The organism is Pseudomonas sp. BIGb0558 (assembly GCF_024807515.1).
In the GTDB taxonomy this organism is placed as follows: domain Bacteria; phylum Pseudomonadota; class Gammaproteobacteria; order Pseudomonadales; family Pseudomonadaceae; genus Aquipseudomonas; species Aquipseudomonas yamanorum_A.
The window spans coordinates 130435-148368 of the sequence record NZ_JANUEW010000009.1; the positions used below are offsets into that span (position 1 = coordinate 130435).

The following is a 17934-nucleotide window of genomic DNA, read 5'->3' on the forward strand; positions in this document are numbered from 1 at the left end:
AGGAATCGAAATCGGTCGCCAGGGCGACCCATCAATAGACGACAGCCTGAAGAAAGGCAGCAAGATGCGCTGGCTGCCCGTCTCCACTACTGCCGTTGACAACCTTAGAACTTATAGGTTGCCGACAAGCTGACCACATCCCCTGAGGATTCAGCCTCGCCGTCCAACTGCGCCGCACCGAGACGATCAACGTTCTTGGTCTTCAGGTTGACCTTCTGCACGAACTGGTGCGAGTACGCGGCATCCACCGACAGGCCAGGAACAGCCTTGATGTCATAACCAGCACCAAATGCCAGGAAGTAACGGTCACCGTCCGGGATTCGCGGGTCCCGGGTAGAGTTGCGGGTAGGTGTCTGGTCGTAAGCCACACCGGCGCGCAGCGTGAGTTCATCGGTGGCTTTGTAGTCGCCGCCAATCGAGGTCATCCAGGCGTTTTTGTAGTTGTAGGGAATGGCAACAATGGTGGTGCCTTGGGACTTGAGCGTCAGGTCCTGGAAGGAAGACCATTCAGTCCAGGTAGCACTCACCCCCAACGTCCAGCGGTCGTTGAACTCGTGAACCCAGTCAACCGAAGCGGTAGCCGGGATATCCAGTTGGGTACTGGCGTGGGCACCGTCCGGGAACAGCTTGAGACCAGGGTAGGCGATTTCAACCAGGGTTTCGCCGTTTGGACCGATCGGATTGGTCATCGCGTTACGGCCGACGGCATCTGTGTAGATGTTGTATTTGCCGGTCATCTTGTTTTTGATCTTGGCGTGATAGTTCAAGCCAAGTGTGTCTTGCAGCGTCGGCTTCCAAACCACGCCACCAAACCAGCCCACCGAGATGTTATCGACTTTCACACGCATCAAGGAATGCCCCAGCCCCGTGGGTAACCCCGCGCCGCCAAGTCCTGGAGAAACATCCGCGGCGGCCAGCAAATCAATGTTCTGGCTGACGAACCCTTGACTGCGCTGGACGATGGCACCACCACCGACCGAGAACTGATCATTGACCTTGAACGACAGGGAGCCCGTCAGACCGATGGTCTCGATTTTGGTATCGACCGCGAAATCCCGCAGTTTGGAGTCTTCGTTCCAGGTGGTTTTCATACCCTGTGGCACGACCTGGCTCAGACCAAAGGCGAAACGGTCGCCCATGGGAATCACCAGAAAGCCCGTCGGCAGCCAAGCGGTGAAACCGCCTTGCCCGCCATTGTTAGTGTTGAGGACCGGGTCGCCCGTATTGCCCAGGTCATCCAGTACGGGCGTATTGGTCACCGGGTTGCCCGCGTAGTCATAGGCCTGGCCGGTGTATTTGATCTTGACCCGAGCATAGTCAACGGTCTGCTGCGCGATGGTTGAATCGATAAAGGCCATGGCTGCCGGGTTGTTGTACGCCGCACTGGGGTCATTTTTGAACAGTGAACCACCACCAAACGCACGACCCCATCCTGGCGCGCCGAAGGTCGGTGTGGAGAACCCACCCGCCTGCGCTTGCCCTGTGGTCATCAAGCCCCCCAACAGGGCCAGTCCCAGTAACGTGTGAGCGTGTTGTTTCTTATTGTTCATGCGGTACTCCTTATTATTATTTACACCCGGCCCCTGCCGGTGGGTCGTGTAACCACAGAACGTCTTTCAAAGAACGCCTGTCCTGGAACGGTGTATCGGTATTCAGGGATTGGTGGTGAGCGAGCCGGTCAGCGTGGCGTTCAACGACACCAAAGTGCAGTAGCCACTCATGGCTTGATTGGTTGCGCTCAACACGTGGGTAGAGTTGTCCCACGAGACAACAACGTTGACTGGGCCACAAACTGAATCTCCGGGCACTCCCAGTTTGGCCATCGAAAAACCGATGTTATTCAGACTTCCCTGCGTCGTACTGCTCAGGTTCACGGTCCAGGGCAGCCCGGTTACCTTAAGCAAGGGGCAGAGCCCGTTGGTTGCCGGCACGGCACTGCTGATGATCGCCACGCCATTGGCATCAATCGTTCCCGACAGGGTCAGACCACAGGTCATCGGGGCTTGAAACGTCGATGGCAGCTTCAACACAACACTGCCATTGGTTCCGCTAAACGGACCCGGCGGGCTGAAACCCGCCGCGACCGCCATGGATGAGGCAACGCCCAGAGCCGCTAACATCGAACCCAGGAGTGCTGTTTTCACAAGGCTTTGCATTGTCATGTTCCCCAGACAATAAATACCGTATCCAACCGGCTCCGCCGGTGGTTTCCCCAACCGGCGCCTCACACGAGGCACCGGTCTTTCAACGGGGTGATCAGCCCTTTACGGAGTCCCGCTTACGGATTAACGGTCAGCGTTGGGGCAACAACACTCAGCGAAACCACGGTGCAGTTGCCGGTGAGCGCCTGATTGGCTGCCGAAAGCGTTTTGCTGCCTGGAGTCCAGGTCACAGCGATGGTGGTTGGGCCGCAGTTGGTGGCCGGGATCGAGGTGATCTTGTAGCCGACGTTGGTTACGCTACCGGTGGTACCCGTTGCAGCCGTCAGTACCCAAGGCAGGTTGGTCAGCGTTGGCAGGCCACACAGACCGCCACCGGTCAGGGATGCGCCATTGATCGAGGCCACGCCACCGCTAACGTTGCCGGTAAAGGTGATGCCGCAGGTCACCGCGGCACCGAAGGACGAAGGCGACTTCACGACGATGGTGCCGGCGCTGGTCGAGAACGGACCATCCGGGGAGATGGAAGCCGCGCTGGCCATGGAAGCTGCGCCGAAGCACACTGCGAAAGAAGTTGCACAAACGAGGGTTTTCAAGCTTTTCATTATTTTTCCTCACATGTAATGGCGAGTCATTTCGCCAGGGGTAATGGCCATGATCGAGAGGTCACGGTGAATCTGCAGAACTTCCCTTTCCAGCCAAATTTCAATTCAATTACCGCTACAAATTCGGGGGGTGTTATTCAACAACCTTGAACGTCGGGGGCATCTTGATCGACACCGTTTTAATCGTGCAGTCTTCGCCGATAGGCACATTGGCAGCCTCTAACTTGCCCGTGGCGTTATCCCAGGTTCCGTCTGCCGTAGAAGGTCCGCACTTGCCGCCCAACCCAAAGGCATGCACATCGACGGCGATCTTCGACATCGAACCGCTCTTGGTATCTTTAGCCACCAATACCCACGGCAAGTTGATCGCTTCTACCCGGCTGCACTTGAGGCCGCCGTCGAATTCAACTTTGTCGACATTCACCGACGAGCCATCCGCCGCCACCTTGCCGGCGACCTTGATGGTGCAATCCGCGCTGATCAGCGCACCCTTGGAAAAGCTGATGGGCCCCTGGGCAGTAAACGCACTGCCGGCGGGTTCGATACGGGCAGCCTGGGCCTGGTGGTAAACGATCAGGCCCAGGGCGGCCAATACAATGTGCGTCGTGAACTTGGCAGGGTTTTGCATGGTGTACGTCCTTCCCTTCATTTTATTTTTGTTAGGGTCAAACAAACTTTCTTGCAACTAAGTCGCACTCGAAACCGATAATCCCGGGGCGATAAAAACCTGCGCGATACACAGATCCCGAGTACGCCCTACAACTGACTGTTTTCGTTAGAAGGTACTGGTGGTGTTGCTGTATTTCTCCAGGTACTTCAAACGCTGTGAAGGTTGAAGGTTGGTCAGGGTAATGTCCCCGGCATAATGATTAAGTACCCGATGGTCCATGCGTCGTCGCCACAAGTACGGTACATAGGCCCAGACAATCATGCTGGCATAACCGTAGGGCAGTTGCGGCGACTCATCAAAATGACGCAGGGACTGATAACTTCTGGTTGGATTGGCGTGATGGTCAGAATGACGCTGCAGTTGGAACAGAAAGATGTTGGTGACAATCCGGTTGCTGTTCCACGAGTGCCGGGGTGAACAACGTTCATACCGACCATTGGGCAACTTCTGGCGCTTCAAACCGTAGTGCTCCACGTAGTTCACCACTTCCAGCAGCGAGAAGCCGTAGATGCCCTGGATGATCAGGAACGGAATCACTGCCGCCCCCAGCCAGGCAATCATCGCGCCCCACAACACCACGCTGTACATCCAGGCGCTGAGTACGCCGTTCTTCCAGTGCCAGGCCGGCAGGCCGAGTTTGCGCAGGCGTTCACGTTCCAGGTTCCACGCCGAGCGGGCGCTGAACCACACCGAGCGTGGCAGGAAGGCCCAGAAGCTCTCCCCCAGCCGCGAGCTGGCCGGGTCTTCCGGGGTGGCGACGCGCACGTGGTGGCCACGGTTGTGTTCGGTGTAGAAGTGCCCGTAGAAGGTCGGCGCCAGGGTGATCTTGGCCAGGACGACTTCCAGCAGGCGCGGTTTGTGCCCCAGTTCATGGGCGGTGTTGATGGCGATGCCGGTGGCGGCGCCGGTGGACATCGCCATGCCCAGGTAGGTGAACCAGCTGACTTCGCCGTGCAGTTCGGTGCGAGCCGTGATGAATGCGGCGGTCTTTGCCAGCCAGCTCGATGGGTCCAGGGTGGCGGTGGCGTGCAGCAGGCCGCCGTTGATGATCCAGTCGATGCCGCCTGCCGCCAGCCACCCGGTGATCACCACGGAGGAGATGACAAACAGCACACCGGTGTAGACGATCCAGCGGTAGTAGCTTTGGGATTCGAGGTTGCTGACGGCGGATTCCGGCGGGTTGCTGACGTCTTCACCCAGCAGGCCGTCGATCAGCGGGATCAGGCCGAAGATCACCAGTACGCCAACCCACCACAGCTGTTGCACACCGGTGGTGATGGCCAGGGAGCCTGAGAGCAATGGGGTTGCCAGGGGCATGATGCCGAGCCACCACAGGTGGCGTTTGCCGTCGGTCCAGACGTTCGGGGCAGCCAGGGTCTGATTCATGGCAGCCTCCGCACGAGGCAGGCAGGCAGGGAGAAAAAATCAACACTGGACAGGTACACGGAGCGGTGACTGCTCCGAGAATTCAACCATGCGATAAAAGGCGTTTTTTTCATTATTTTATTCGCTCTTAGGCATTTCAAAAATTATTTCAAATTAGACATTCAAATAATTTTTTTAAATAAATAGCGCGGAATCGTTAGGTCGTCAACTAAATTCTTGAACCCTTTTTTGCGTGACCGGGCAGTCTCTTTTTCAGCCGATTGGTCAGGCGTCTAGGGCAAGCATTGACGGCGTAGAACCGCGTGTTCAGTCGCACAATTATTTACTCGCCAACGCAAACGGCGGATGCAAAACCGTGGCGCTCTCCGGTGGCCGGACGCGCCTGGCCACCTGCTCCACCACCGCCGCGACACGCTCGGTGGCGGTGATCGGCAACATATGCCCGCGCCCTTCCACCAACTGCAGCTTCAGGCCCGGCACCAGGCTGGCCAGGGCCTGGCCGTGTTTGCGGAAGTCCAGCACCCTGTCCTGGGCGCCATAGATCAGCCCGACCGGCAACGTCAATTGCGGGTAGCGCTTAACCATGTCCGGCAGGAAATCGTTGACCAGGTTGATCTCGGTGGAGGCGGCGTAGAAGTTGTCGGGCCGCATGCCCAGCAAGCCGCCGCCACGCGTGGCGAAGTCTTCCGGGGCTGGGTCGGGAGCGAACACGCCCTTGACCACCGAGCCTTTGGTCAGCAGGCCGATGGGCATGGTGAGGGTGTGGGACATGAAGCGCCGCAACCATCCGGGGCGTATCGCCAATGACATAAATACCAGCGGCAACATACGCTGGGGATGGGTGAGCGGCGCCACCAGGATCAATCCGGACACCGCGTGGGGATGGTCCAGCGCCAGCGCCAGGGAAATCGCCCCGCCCAGTGAGTGGCCCAGCACCAGTGGCTTATCCAGGTCCAGCGTCTTGATAAAGCTGGCGACTTGCCGGGCCTGGCCAGGCAAGTCGGCGGCGGTGCCGGCATGCCGGGTGGAATAACCCGACCCCGGACGATCCAGGGTGATCACCCGAAAGTGCTCGCGCAATTGGGCAGACAAGGCATACGTCAGGTTGCGACTGCTGCCCATCAGCCCGTGGATCATCACCAGCGGCGGGCCCTTGCCCTCGTCTACATAATGAAAGCGCTCGCCGTTGATCTCCAGAAAGCGCCCGTTGATCGGAACAGCGGCTTCTATACGCCGTGTCATCCGGGCACTGAAGCCCCACAACACTACGCTTAACCCTACACACACGCCCGCAGCGACAAACCATTCGACAGCCATAGCTCGGTTCCTCTGCATCCCTGCAGCCGGCGGCCTGACCGGGATTGGTCAGCACCTCGGCATCGTCCATACCCTGGACCTTGACTGCGTGCGTAAAAGCCCTCGTCCGTCGGATAAGTCGCACATTAGGAACTGGATCGTAGCCTAGACGATATTTTCAGGTAGATTATTTAAAATCTTTTTTAAAATAATTAATTCAATTTTCCTTTGCAATGGTGTTCTATCTAAAAAGCCAAAACAAAAACAAGGAGCACATCCGATGTCGAAACCCGTCAGGCGCCATCAGCCCACGAGGGACAGCCTATGAATGCCCACGACACTGTCGACATCGCCATCATCGGTTCCGGATTTGCCGGGCTGTGCATGGCGATCAAACTCAAGGAAGCCGGCTTCAATGACTTCTTTATTGCCGAGCAAGCCGACTCCCTGGGCGGCACCTGGCGGGACAACCACTACCCCGGTTGCGCCTGCGACGTGCAATCCCATGTCTATTCGTTTTCCTTTGCACCGAACCCGCACTGGACGCGGCAATTCGCGCCCCAGGCGGAGATTCGCGCGTACCTGGAGCAGTGCGCCCAACGCTTCGAGCTGGCGCCGTTCCTGCGGTTCGGCATGGGCCTGCAGAAGGCCGTGTTTGATGAGGCGCAACAGCACTGGAGCCTGACCTTCAGCAATGGCCGCCAGGTCAGCGCGCGGGTGCTGGTATCGGGAATGGGCGGCCTGTCGCGCCCGGCGCTGCCGGACATTCCCGGCCTGGACAGCTTCAAGGGCAAGCGCTTCCACTCCCAGCAGTGGGACCACGAGTATTCGTTGAAGGGCAAACGCGTGGCGGTGATCGGCACCGGCGCCAGTGCCATCCAGTTCGTGCCGCAGATCGCGCCGCAGGTGGCCCATCTGGACCTGTTCCAGCGCACCCCGCCGTGGATCATGCCCAAGCCCGACCGGCCGATTTCACGCGTCGAACGTTGGGCGTTCAAGCACCTGCCCTTCACCCAGCGCCTGATGCGCGGCGCGTTCTACTGGGCACTGGAAGGCCGCGTGGTGGGCTTTGCCCGGCACCCGGGCCTGATGAAAATGGTGCAGAAAATCGCCGTGCGCCACCTGCACAAACAAGTGGCCCGCCCTTCCCTGCGCAAGACCCTGACGCCGGACTACACCATCGGCTGCAAGCGCGTGCTGATCTCCAACGACTACTACCCGGCGCTATCGCGCAGCAACGTGCAGGTGGTGACCGACAACGTGCAGCGCATCGAGGCCGACGGGGTGATCACCGCCGACGGGATCAAGCACCCGGCCGATTGCATCATCTTCGGCACCGGCTTCCAGGCCACCGATCCCCTGCCCCGCAACTGCATCATCGGCCGGCATGGCATCGACCTGATGGACACCTGGCAAGACGGCGCCCACGCCTACCTGGGCACCACAGTGCCGGGCTATCCGAACCTGTTCCTGATCGTCGGGCCCAACACCGGGCTGGGGCATAACTCGATGATCCTGATGATCGAGGCCCAGGTCACCTACATCCTCGACGCCCTGCAACAGATGCAGCGCCATCGCATCGCCACGGTGGACGTCAAGCCGACAGTGGAACTGGCCTACAACGCCAGGCTGCAGGAAAAACTCCAGCGCACCATCTGGTCCACCGGCGGCTGCAAAAGCTGGTACCTGGACCCGCGCACCGGCAAGAACACCACGCTGTGGCCCGGCTCGACCTGGCGTTTCAAGCAGGTCACCCGGCATTTCGCCCTCAAGGACTACGTCGCCAGCCGGGTGCCGATGCCATCGACGCCGCGCCCTGCTTCGGCGCCGCCCCACACCACCCCTGAAGGGAGCCTGTCATGAAGTCATTCAACGGCCGCGTGGCGGCGATTACCGGTGCGGCTTCGGGCATGGGGCGCGCGCTGGCATTGGCGTTGGCGCGCGAGGGTTGCCACCTGGCGCTGGCGGATAAAAACAGCCAGGGCCTGGAGGAGACGGTTGCGTTGATCAAGGCCCAGGTCCTGTCTCCCGTGCTGGTCACCTCACACGTGATCGACGTCTCCGACCGCCAGGCCGTGGAAGACTGGGCCGCCCGCTGCGCAGCCGAACATGGCCAGGTCAACCTGATCTTCAACAACGCCGGGGTCGCCCTGTCGAGCACCGTCGAAGGCGTGGATTACGCCGACCTTGAATGGATCGTCGGCATCAACTTCTGGGGCGTGGTGTATGGCACCAAGGCCTTCCTGCCGTACCTCAAGGCCAGCGGCGCCGGGCATGTGGTCAACACCTCCAGCGTGTTCGGCCTGTTCGCCCAGCCGGGCATGAGCGGCTACAACGCCACCAAATTCGCCGTGCGCGGCTTTACCGAATCCCTGCGCCAGGAACTCGACCTGCAACAAAGCGGAGTCTCGGCCACCTGCGTGCACCCCGGCGGGATCCGCACCGATATCTGCCGCAGCAGCCGGATCGACGCGAACATGACCGGCTTTCTGATCCACAGCGAACAACAGGCCCGGGCCGACTTCGAAAAACTGTTCATCACCGACGCCGACCAGGCCGCCAAAGTGATCCTCAATGGCGTACGCAAAAACAAACGCCGCGTGCTGATCGGCCGCGACGCCTACTTCCTGGACCTGCTCGCCCGCTGCCTGCCGGCCGCCTATCAAGCATTGGTGGTGCTCGCCAGCAAACGCATGGCGCCCAAACAACGCAGCGCGCCCTCGCCCGTCCTTGAAACCAACGAAGAGCAACGTCTCTGAACTGGAGTACCAACCATGCTGCCGATTCGCCGCGACCTCCGTTTTGCCTTGCCGGCCGAACGCATCAAGAACTGGCACGAACAAGGCCCGTTCATCACCCACTTCTTCAATGCGCTGTCGTTGCTGTTTCCCCAGGGCGAACTGTTCTTCATGGACAGCGTGCGCCATTACCGCCAGCGCATCGAAGACCCGCAACTGAAGAAAGAAATCCAGGGGTTCATTGGCCAGGAAGCCATGCACAGCCGCGAGCACGTGGCCTACAACGACCTGCTGCAAGCCGCCGGGCTGCCGGCGCACACCCTGGATCGCCGCCTGAAGATGATCCTCGACGCGCAGAAGAAATACATGCCCGCCTCGTTCAACCTGGCGGTCACCATTGCCCTGGAGCACTACACCGCGATGCTCGCGGAAATCCTCCTCAGCGACCCGTCGCGGTTTGGTGATTCGGTCAAGGGTTACCAGCAGATGTGGTACTGGCATGCCCTCGAGGAAACCGAGCACAAGGCGGTGGCGTTTGATGTGTGGAACAGCGTGATCAAGCCCGGGCCCAAGCGGTACTTGCTGCGCACCGGCACCATGCTGACCACCACGCTGCTCTTCTGGTTGGTGATCTTCGATTTCCACCTGCGCCTGCTGTTTGCCGACCGACGTTCGGGCGGGCATTTGAAAGGCTTCTGGCGGATGCTCAAGTTTCTGTACGGGCCCAAGGGCGTGTTCCCGCGCATGGCGCTGCCGTGGCTGCATTACTTCAAGCCCGGATTTCACCCCTGGGACCATGACAACCGGGCGCGCCTGGCGGGAATCGACCGCTTGGTGGAAGAGATCGAGCAGACCCATAAAGGCTATGGGCCCGCCTGAGTCCCCTTAGCGCTGGGTGGGGATACGGATGTCACCGTCCCGGCACTGGCTCTTGACGCTGCGCGGGCAGCCGGCAAACGCCAGGTCCTTGGTCAGGCACACCCGCACCTCGGTCAGCACCGCGCCCTTGCAGATCACAGCCAGGCCATGGTTGCCCATGGCCGGGTTGCTCTCGCGAAACAACGCTTCGATGTCCCGCGCAGCCAGGCCACTGGGCACATTGAAGGGCTCAAGCTTCTGCGGGATCTTGACCACGCCCAGCGCCGCATCGGTCTTGTCCAGATAGGCCGAAGCCTCGAGGCCGCTGCAGGTGCCGTGCTTGGCCCACTCATGCCGCAGCAGCTTGGGCGACGGGAACAGTGTCTTGCCCTTGGCGAAATCGGCATCCGACAGACGCGACTGCGGCGCACAGGACGCCGGCCAGCCGCCTTTCGCGTACTGCGGCCACAGCCCGTGCAGGACAAAACCATAACCCTTGCCCGAACATTGCTGGTCGTCCGGGTGAGTCAGGCAGAAGGTCGGCGACCAGGACAGCGACAACACATAAAAATCAAATTCCCCGGCCTGGCTCTGGGCCCGCGGCGCTGCCGTCGCGGCACCCGCCAATATCAGCCACAAACCCATCCAGGCTGCGTTCCATTTCATCTGCTCATTCCTTTAAAAGAGAACATTCAAGCACGGTTAAACAGCCAGGTTGGGGTTACGTTGTAGCACCCGGTCCATGACCCGGTCGGTCTTCAACGCCTCGATGGCCAGCGCCGGGTGTTTGCTCTCGCCGCGAATATGCGCATTCATTGCCAGCACGTGATGCCACTGGATGTGCGCATGGTTAGGTACCGTCAGTTCCTCACGGGTCTCGGCCTCAAGGCGCAACGGTGCCTCATCGAATACCGAGAAGGTGATACGGCCCTTGCTGCCGATCAGTTCCACCCAATCCTCGCGACGGTCGGCGACAAAGTTCCAGCACCCCATGCCCAGCGCGCCCGAGGCGAAGGTCCAGCAGGCGGTCACGGCATCCTCGGCGGCATACCGCCCGGCCTGGCGCGCGGTGAAACCGGCCACATCGACGATATCCCCGGCCAGGTACTGGAACAGGTCAAAACCGTGGCTGGCCAGGTCCGCAAAATAGCCGCCGCCGGCGATCAGCGGATCGGTACGCCAGTTGGTGCTGCTGGCGTCATCCTCGGACGGCGGCTTGCACAAGGTCCAGGTCAGATGGCGCAACTCGCCGATGCGCCCGGCCTGCAGCCAGTCCCGCACCTGCTGGAAACGCGGCAGGGAGCGCCGGTAGTAGGACACAAACAGGTGCAGCCCGGCCTGTTCGAAGGTGCGCTGCATCAACGCGCTTTGCTCGGCGTTCAGCGACATGGGTTTCTCGACACAGCAATGCTTGCCGGCGGCGGCCACCATCAGGCTGTATTCGAGGTGGCTGTCGGGCGGCGTGGCGATATAGACCGCGTCCACTTCCGGGTCGTCGATCAGCGCCTGGGCGTCGGTGTAGAACCGGGCGATGCCATGGCGTGCCGCATAATCGCGCACGGCCTCCTCGCGGCGCCCCATCACGGCCACCAGCGCGGAACCTGGCGCTTTGTAGAAGGCGGGTCCACTCTTGAGTTCAGTGACACTGCCACAGCCGATCATGCCCCAGCGTACGGTGTTCATCTGCATCTCCTTCAGGTGAGTTTTTTTCGATGGCGCAGTATCGGTGTTTTCCGGCCCCCTCTCCACCCTGCCGGATAAAGACTGAGCATGACAATTGCATTACACTTTTATGACATTCATCCAACTGCAGGGGCACAGACGATGAAAATAAGGGCCACGGTGATTTGCGAGCACGACGGGCACATCCTGTTCGTGCGTAAAGCCCGATCGAAATGGGCACTGCCCGGTGGCAAGGTCGAGCGCGACGAGCGGCCGGTGGGCGCCGCCGCGCGGGAACTGGAAGAAGAAACCGGGCTGAACGTGGACGGTTTGCTGTTATTGCAGGAGCTGAAGGCCAGCGACACGCTGCACCATGTGTTCGAGGCGTCAGTGGTGAATATCGATGAGGCCCGGCCTCTGAGTGAAATCAAGGAATGCCAGTGGCATCCCTACACGCGCCTGGACGACCTGGACACCACCCAGGCCACCCAGCAGATCGTCAAATCGTTCCTGCGCCGTCTCTAAGGCGCCGCCAGTTCCGGGCTTTGCCCACTGCGCGACAACGCCTGTTTTACCAAGCCATTCGCTTTCTGCCGTTCGACAAAGGATTTGACGAACGCGGCAGCGGCTGTGTGCGCCACCGGTACCGCGACGGCCTGGCTGATGCTCATGAAATCATCGTCCAGCAGGCGCCAGCGCTCATCGACCCGGGTGCGCAGGTAATCGCGAACCCCGGCCGCTGCGTTCAAGCCTTGCTCGATAAACAGGTCTACGGCGCCCGCCGAGGTGGGCGCGCGCACTAATTCGGCGTGTTGCACCGTGCGGCTCAGGTACAGGTCGTACGCTGCGCCCTGGCCGACGGCGATGCGTTGGCCGGGAGCGTCCAGCTGCGCGACGTGGGTCAAGGGTGAGTCCACCGCCACCAGGCAGGTGCCCTTGATGATCACGTAGGGCGCGCTGAAGGCGATTTCCCGCTCGCGCACCGGCTCGATGGCCAGGAAAGCCACCCGCCAGAGGTCATCGGCCAACGCGGCGAAGACCTTGCCGGCTGCTTCAAAGGTGATCAGTTCAAGCCTTGCACCCAACTCATCGGCCAGGGCCTTGGCCAGTGCCACCGACACGCCCTGGGGCTCGCCGCCCTCGCCGCGCTGGGCCAGCACCGGGTTGCCGAAGTTGATGGCGGCTTTGAGCACACCCTCGGGGGCCAGTTGTTGCAGTACCTGCGGGTCAATCATTACGCGCTCCTTGAACGGTTCTTTGCACGGTCTTGCGAATGACAAAGGGCAAGACGCCGCCGTGTTCAAGGTAACCAACCTCTTGCAACGAGTCGAGGCGCAAGGTCAGCGCGGTGTGCGTGGTTTCGCCGTTGGCACGTTCAATCAGCAAGGTGATCGGGTTCTCGCCGACCTGCAAGTGATCCAGGCCGAGGAAGCTCAGGGACTCACCGCCATCGAGGTGCAAGTCCTGCACTGTCGCGCCTTCATCAAACACCAGCGGCAACACGCCCATGCCGATCAGGTTGCTGCGATGGATCCGCTCGATACTGCGGGCCACCACCGCCTTGATCCCCAGCAGGGTCAGGACCTTGGCCGCCCAGTCGCGGCTGGAGCCGGCACCGTAGTTGATCCCGGCAAACAGCACCGTCGGCGTACCCGCATAGCTTTGTGCGGCGAGGTACAGCGGCAGGTAGTCGCTGCGGTCGGCATTCCACGCCCAGACGCCCTGGCGCGGGGGTTGGTCGGGGCTCAGCAGGTTGTTCAGGCGCGGGTTGGTGAAGGCGCCGCGCACCATCACCTCGTGGTTGCTGCGTCGGGTCGAATACTGATTGAGGTCCGCCAGCGCTTCACCGCGCTCCTGCAGCCAGTGCCCGGCCAGGCTGTCAGCCGGGATCGTGCCCGCAGGGGAGATATGGTCGGTGGTGACGTTGTCCCCCAGTACCACCAACGCCCGGGCATTGCGGATGGACAACGAAGCGGCCGGCAACGGCGCTACCTCGGCAAGGTACTGCGGGCGGCGCAGGTAGGTGGAATCCGGGTGCCAGGCGAACTGCACGCTGGCGTCGGCCTCCAGCGCCTGCCAATGGTGAGTGCCTTGCCACAGCAGTTGCTGACGCTGCCGGAACAGCGCCGGGCGCACCACCGCCGCCACTTGCGCGGCCACATCGCCCTCGCCGGGCATCAGCTCATGCAGGAACACCGGCTGGCCGTGGGCGTCCATCGCCAGCGGCTGGGTCGACAGGTCGATGTCGATGCTGCCGGCAATCGCATAGGCCACGCACAACGCGGGCGATGCGAGGTAACCAGCGGGGACTTTCGGGTTGACCCGGCCTTCGAAGTTGCGATTGCCCGAAAGCACCACCACGCCTTTCAAGCCCTGTTCGGCGAAGGTCTCGACGTGGCGTTCAAGGCTGCCGGAGTTGCCGATACAGGTCATGCAACCAAAGCCGGCCAGGTCGAAACCCAGTGCGGCAAAATCCTCCAGCAAGCCGGCGGCTTCGAGGTAATCCGCCACCACCCGCGAGCCCGGCGACAGCGACGTCTTGACCCACGGTTTGCGCGTCAGCCCACGGGCGCGGGCATTGCGGGCAAACAGCCCGGCCTGGATCATCTGCGCCGGGTTGGCGGTGTTGGTGCAGCTGGTGATCGCCGACATCACCACTGCGCCATGGGTAATCGGCACCTGGAACGACGGCTCGAAAAACACCTGTTTGTCGGCGCTCACGTGCTGATGAAACGAAGCCCCGGCGTCTGCCAGGGACTGGCGCTGATGGGGTTGATGGGGGCCGGCGACGCTCGGCTCCACCTGTGCCAGGTCCAGCTCGATCAACTCATCGAACAGCGGCTCGGGGTCCTCCTCCCGGCGCCACAGCGACTGCGCCGCCATGTATGCCGAGACCTTGTTGATCAAGGCTTGCGGGCGCGCACTCAGGTTCAGGTACGCCAGCGTCTCGTCATCAAACGGGAAAAACACCACGGTGGCGCCGTATTCCGGCGCCATGTTCGCCACCGTACCCCGCGCCGCCCAACTCAGGGAGGCCAGGCCCGGCCCGGTGAACTCGACGAACTTGCCGACCATGCTGCGCCGGCGCAACAGTTCAGTCACCGTCAACGCCAGGTCTGTGGCGGTCACGCCGTCGCGCAAGGCGTTGGTCACGCGAATGCCCACCACCTGCGGGTAAGGAATCGGCACCGGCTCACCGAGCATCGCCGCCTGCCCTTCAAGGCCGCCAACGCCCCAGCCCAGCACGCCGATGGCATTGATCATTGGGGTGTGGCTGTCGGTGGCGACCATGCAGTCGGGGTGCAGCAGCACATGGCCGTCGCGCGGCGCGCTTTCCCACACCACCTGGGCGATGGACTCCATGTTCATCTGGTGGATGATCCCGGTACCCGGCGGGATCACCTTGAAGTTGTCGAGGCTGGCCTGGGCCCACTTGATAAAGCGATAGCGCTCGCTGTTGCGGCGAAAATCGATGTCCAGGTTGGCGTCCACCGCGCCCGCCTCGGCGTAATGCTCGACTATCACCGAATGGTCGATGGTCAGCACCGCCGGGATCGACGGGTTGACCGCCCGGGGATCGCCGCCCAGTTCCGCCACCACATCGCGCATCCCGGCGAAATCCGCCAGGGCCGGCAGGCACGTGGTGTCGTGGAACATCAGCCGGTTGGGCTGGAACGGCACTTCGCAATCCGGCCCTTCGCCGATGGCCCGCGCCACTACCTGGGGCAGTGACGCCGGGGCACAGCGGGCAATGTTTTCCAGGAGGATGCGCACGGAATACGGCAGCCGCTGGAGTTGCGCCGGGGTCAGCAGTCGGTGCAGGTCGATGTAGGCGAAGCGCTGCTGGTCGACATTCAAGTGATTTAGAAAATCAGTCATGCGGAACACTCAAATCTGGGTAAGTCGTAGCAGCTGTCGAGCGAAGCGAGGCTGCGTCCGGCGGCGAGGCGGCCGTGAACCCGGCGAGGACTTCGTCCTCGAACGCAGCCTCGCTTCGCTCGACAGCTGCTACGTAAAAGGGCGTGGTCAGGCAAGCTGTTTGAATACCCGCTCGATACGCTCAAGGCCCCAGTCCAGTTCTTCTCGGGTAATGGATAACGGCGGCGCGATGCGCAGTACGTTTTCGTGGGTTTCCTTGGTCAGCAATCCTTCGGCCAGCAGCGCTTCGCAGATTGGCCGTGCATCGCGGTCCAGCTCCACGCCGACCCACAAGCCACGCCCGCGAATCTCGCGAATGGCCGGCGAGTCCATCGCCTTCAGGCGCTCCACCAGGTAATGGCCCAGTTGCGCGCTGTTGTCGATCAGCCCCTCCTCTTCCAGCACCTTCAGCGCTTCCAGGCCAATGGCCGCCGCCAGCGGGTTGCCGCCGAAGGTCGAGCCGTGGCTGCCGGCGTCAAACAGATCCATGATCGAGTGATCGGCGACAAACGCCGACACCGGCATGATCCCGCCGCCCAGGGCTTTGCCGAGGATCAATGCGTCGGGGCGGATGCCTTCGTGCTGGAACGCGAACCACTTGCCGGTGCGGCCCAGGCCGGACTGGATCTCATCGAGGATCAGCAAGGTGTTGGTCTCGTCGCACAGTTGGCGCAGTTGCCGCAGGAAACCGGCCGGCGGCACGCGAATGCCGGCCTCGCCCTGGATCGGTTCGATCAGCACCGCGCAGGTGTCGGCGGTGATGGCCTGGCGAAAACTCTCAATGTCACCGAAGCGTGCCTCGGTGAAGCCGTTGCAGAACGGGCCGAAGTCGGCCTTGTAGTCGGGCTCTGACGAGAAGCCGACAATGGTCGAGGTGCGGCCGTGGAAATTGTTGTCGGCCACCACGATGTTGGCCTGGTTGGCCGCGATGCCCTTGATTCGATAGCCCCAGCGCCGGGCGGCCTTGATCGCGGTTTCCACGGCTTCGGCGCCGCTGTTCATCGGCAGGGCCGAGTCAAAGCCCGTGATGCGGCACAGGGTCTTGAGGAAGTTGCCCAGGGGTTCGCTGTAGAACGCCCGGGACACCACGCTGATCTTGTCGATCTGCGCCACGGCGGCGGCGCGGATACGCGGGTGGACATGGCCGTGGCTGACGGCGGAATAGGCCGACATCATGTCCAGGTAGCGCTTGCCATCGTCGCCAATGGCCCAGACGCCCTCACCCTTGACGATCACCACCGGCAAGGGGGAATAGTTGTGGGCGCAGAATTGGTTTTCGAGGGTAATTGCCGGGTTGGAGTGCATGAGCGATGTCCTGCCAAATAAATAATGAATGAACAACGCAGCGCCAATGTGGGAGCTGGCTTGCCTGCGATGGCGGTGTATCAGGCGGCATTGATGTCAAATGTGCCGCCGCTATCGCAGGCAAGCCAGCTCCCACACTTGTCCTGCGTCAGGCGCTGAGTAGCTTGCCGCTGCGAATCGGTGTGGCACCGGATACGCGCCCCAGCGGATCGCCGGGTTTGACGAAGCGCACGTCGCGGCGCATGTAGAGCACGCCAGTGTTGTGGCTGTTGACTGTGGTGACCTGCCCACTGTGGGGGTCAACAATATCGAACAACGCCTGCCCCGCCTCGATGCGGCTGCCCACCGCCGCCCGGTGCACCAGCACCCCGGCGCACGGCGCATAAAACTGCTCGCTGCCGGCCAATGGCGTCGCCGGGTTGCGCAGGGCCGGCAATGGCCGTGGCGTGCCTTCAATCGCGCCCAGGTGAGTCAGGTAGTCAATAATTGCCGTGGCGTCATGCTGCGCCAGCTCATAGGACACATCCCGCTGGCCACGATGCTCAACGGTCACCGCCACGCTGCTGTCGGGTATCGGGAACCGGTCGCCAAACCGCTCGCGCAAGTTGACCCACAGCAGGTACAGCGCCTCATCGAAGGAGTTGGCCTGGGAGTCGGTGGCCAGCAACGAGGCTTCGGAACCGATATAGCGCGCCAGTGGTTCCACCGTCGCCCACACCGCTTCACCGGTGTACACGTGCATCGCGGCTTCACGGGAGCAGTGCAGGTCCAGCACGATATCGGCGTCGTGGGCCAGCAGCATCAGGGTACGTTGCAGGGACTGGAATTCGTCCAGCGGCTGCGCGTCCAGCAGGCATTCGCCCCACGCCTGGCGGATCAGTTGGCGGTTGGCGTCGATGTCCTGGCCCAGCAGGTGTTCAATCTTGTCGGCAATCGCCGGGTATGGCACCGGAAAACCCCGGTTGTAATTGCGCCCGCTGCCCAGCTCGAAACGCCCGCTGGGCGCGCCCATGATGTATTGGCTCAGCCCCGTAGGGTTGGCCACGGCCACCAGCACGATCTCGGCATTCAGGCGGTTGGCATTTTCCAGTTCCACCAGTTGCCGGCGCAGGTGCGCGGCTACCAGCAGCGCCGGGGTTTCGTCGGCATGCAGCGCCGCCTGGATATAGATTTTTCGACCTGCACCCATTGCACCGTAATGCTCACTGTCCACGTGCCTGTGGGTACCTTGTGTCGCTTGCAGCAAGGGGTGTGATTTAAGTTTCATAAACCGGAAATCTCGATATTCGAGTGATGAACGCTGAAGAAATATTAACGAGCCGGCGTGATCGTCTGTA

General features: G+C 61.6%; 16 protein-coding genes. 4 read left to right on the plus strand and 12 right to left on the minus strand.

Annotated features, from left to right (window positions below):
- Positions 1–104: 104 nt before the first annotated feature.
- From M2400_RS14035 to M2400_RS14060, 6 genes are all read right to left on the minus strand, one after another.
- On the minus strand, positions 105–1550 hold the full coding sequence (locus M2400_RS14035; protein WP_177044658.1) for an outer membrane protein transport protein: 1446 nt from the start codon (positions 1548–1550) through the stop codon (positions 105–107).
- 102 nt (positions 1551–1652) lie between these two features.
- Positions 1653–2156 carry an alkane oxidation protein activator PraB gene (gene praB, locus M2400_RS14040; protein WP_259197193.1) on the minus strand — a complete coding sequence of 168 codons (504 nt, stop codon included), beginning with the start codon at positions 2154–2156 and terminating at the stop codon, positions 1653–1655.
- A 122-nt stretch (positions 2157–2278) separates the two neighbouring features.
- Positions 2279–2764: an alkane oxidation protein activator PraB gene (praB, locus tag M2400_RS14045; RefSeq protein ID WP_177044654.1), complete on the minus strand. Its 486-nt coding sequence runs from the start codon at positions 2762–2764 to the stop codon at positions 2279–2281.
- A 133-nt stretch (positions 2765–2897) separates the two neighbouring features.
- Positions 2898–3392: an alkane oxidation protein activator PraA gene (gene praA / locus M2400_RS14050; RefSeq protein WP_017479886.1), complete on the minus strand. Its 495-nt coding sequence runs from the start codon at positions 3390–3392 to the stop codon at positions 2898–2900.
- A 147-nt stretch (positions 3393–3539) separates the two neighbouring features.
- Positions 3540–4820: an alkane 1-monooxygenase gene (locus M2400_RS14055; RefSeq protein ID WP_177044650.1), complete on the minus strand. Its 1281-nt coding sequence runs from the start codon at positions 4818–4820 to the stop codon at positions 3540–3542.
- Positions 4821–5138: 318 nt separating this feature from the next.
- Positions 5139–6137, minus strand: coding sequence for an alpha/beta fold hydrolase (locus M2400_RS14060; RefSeq protein WP_259197197.1), 999 nt, complete (start codon positions 6135–6137; stop codon positions 5139–5141).
- A gap of 303 nt (positions 6138–6440) precedes the next feature.
- On the opposite strand from M2400_RS14060, the gene M2400_RS14065 reads away from it, so the two are divergent.
- Genes M2400_RS14065 through M2400_RS14075 form a run of 3 tightly spaced genes read left to right on the plus strand, consistent with a single transcriptional unit; the run spans position 6441 to position 9733 of the window.
- A complete protein-coding gene (locus M2400_RS14065) occupies positions 6441–7979 on the plus strand; it encodes an NAD(P)/FAD-dependent oxidoreductase (protein ID WP_259197198.1) in 1539 nt (512 codons plus the stop codon).
- A complete protein-coding gene (locus M2400_RS14070; RefSeq protein ID WP_177133241.1) occupies positions 7976–8875 on the plus strand; it encodes an SDR family oxidoreductase in 900 nt (299 codons plus the stop codon). Before M2400_RS14065 ends, M2400_RS14070 begins: the two co-directional genes overlap by 4 nt.
- 15 nt (positions 8876–8890) lie before the next feature.
- A complete protein-coding gene (locus M2400_RS14075; RefSeq protein WP_177133243.1) occupies positions 8891–9733 on the plus strand; it encodes a metal-dependent hydrolase in 843 nt (280 codons plus the stop codon).
- Positions 9734–9739: 6 nt separating this feature from the next.
- Here the strand turns inward: M2400_RS14075 and M2400_RS14080 are convergent, their stop codons facing one another.
- Both M2400_RS14080 and M2400_RS14085 read right to left on the minus strand, forming a co-directional pair.
- Positions 9740–10378: a ribonuclease T2 family protein gene (locus tag M2400_RS14080; RefSeq protein WP_177044640.1), complete on the minus strand. Its 639-nt coding sequence runs from the start codon at positions 10376–10378 to the stop codon at positions 9740–9742.
- A gap of 36 nt (positions 10379–10414) precedes the next feature.
- A complete protein-coding gene (locus M2400_RS14085) occupies positions 10415–11395 on the minus strand; it encodes a Gfo/Idh/MocA family protein (RefSeq protein ID WP_259197201.1) in 981 nt (326 codons plus the stop codon).
- Positions 11396–11536: 141 nt separating this feature from the next.
- On the opposite strand from M2400_RS14085, the gene M2400_RS14090 reads away from it, so the two are divergent.
- Complete coding sequence (locus tag M2400_RS14090) at positions 11537–11899, plus strand: NUDIX hydrolase (RefSeq protein WP_177078310.1); 363 nt, start codon at positions 11537–11539, stop codon at positions 11897–11899.
- On the opposite strand, the gene M2400_RS14095 is transcribed toward M2400_RS14090, so the two are convergent.
- The 4 genes from M2400_RS14095 to M2400_RS14110 all read right to left on the minus strand — a co-directional run bounded on the left by M2400_RS14095 (position 11896) and on the right by M2400_RS14110 (position 17864).
- Positions 11896–12609 (minus strand): transporter substrate-binding domain-containing protein, encoded by a 714-nt coding sequence (locus M2400_RS14095; RefSeq protein WP_177120797.1) that lies wholly within the window; start codon positions 12607–12609, stop codon positions 11896–11898. The two genes, M2400_RS14090 and M2400_RS14095, sit on opposite strands and share 4 nt — an antisense overlap.
- The gene (gene acnA, locus M2400_RS14100; RefSeq protein WP_259197204.1) at positions 12602–15253 is read right to left on the minus strand and encodes an aconitate hydratase AcnA; all 2652 of its coding nucleotides are present in this window, start codon (positions 15251–15253) and stop codon (positions 12602–12604) included. The genes M2400_RS14095 and acnA overlap by 8 nt, the downstream gene beginning before the upstream one ends.
- Positions 15254–15400: 147 nt before the next feature.
- On the minus strand, positions 15401–16597 hold the full coding sequence (gene rocD / locus M2400_RS14105) for an ornithine--oxo-acid transaminase (RefSeq protein WP_259197206.1): 1197 nt from the start codon (positions 16595–16597) through the stop codon (positions 15401–15403).
- Between the two features lie 148 nt (positions 16598–16745).
- The gene (locus M2400_RS14110; protein WP_177044628.1) at positions 16746–17864 is read right to left on the minus strand and encodes a succinylglutamate desuccinylase/aspartoacylase family protein; all 1119 of its coding nucleotides are present in this window, start codon (positions 17862–17864) and stop codon (positions 16746–16748) included.
- Positions 17865–17934: the final 70 nt, after the last annotated feature.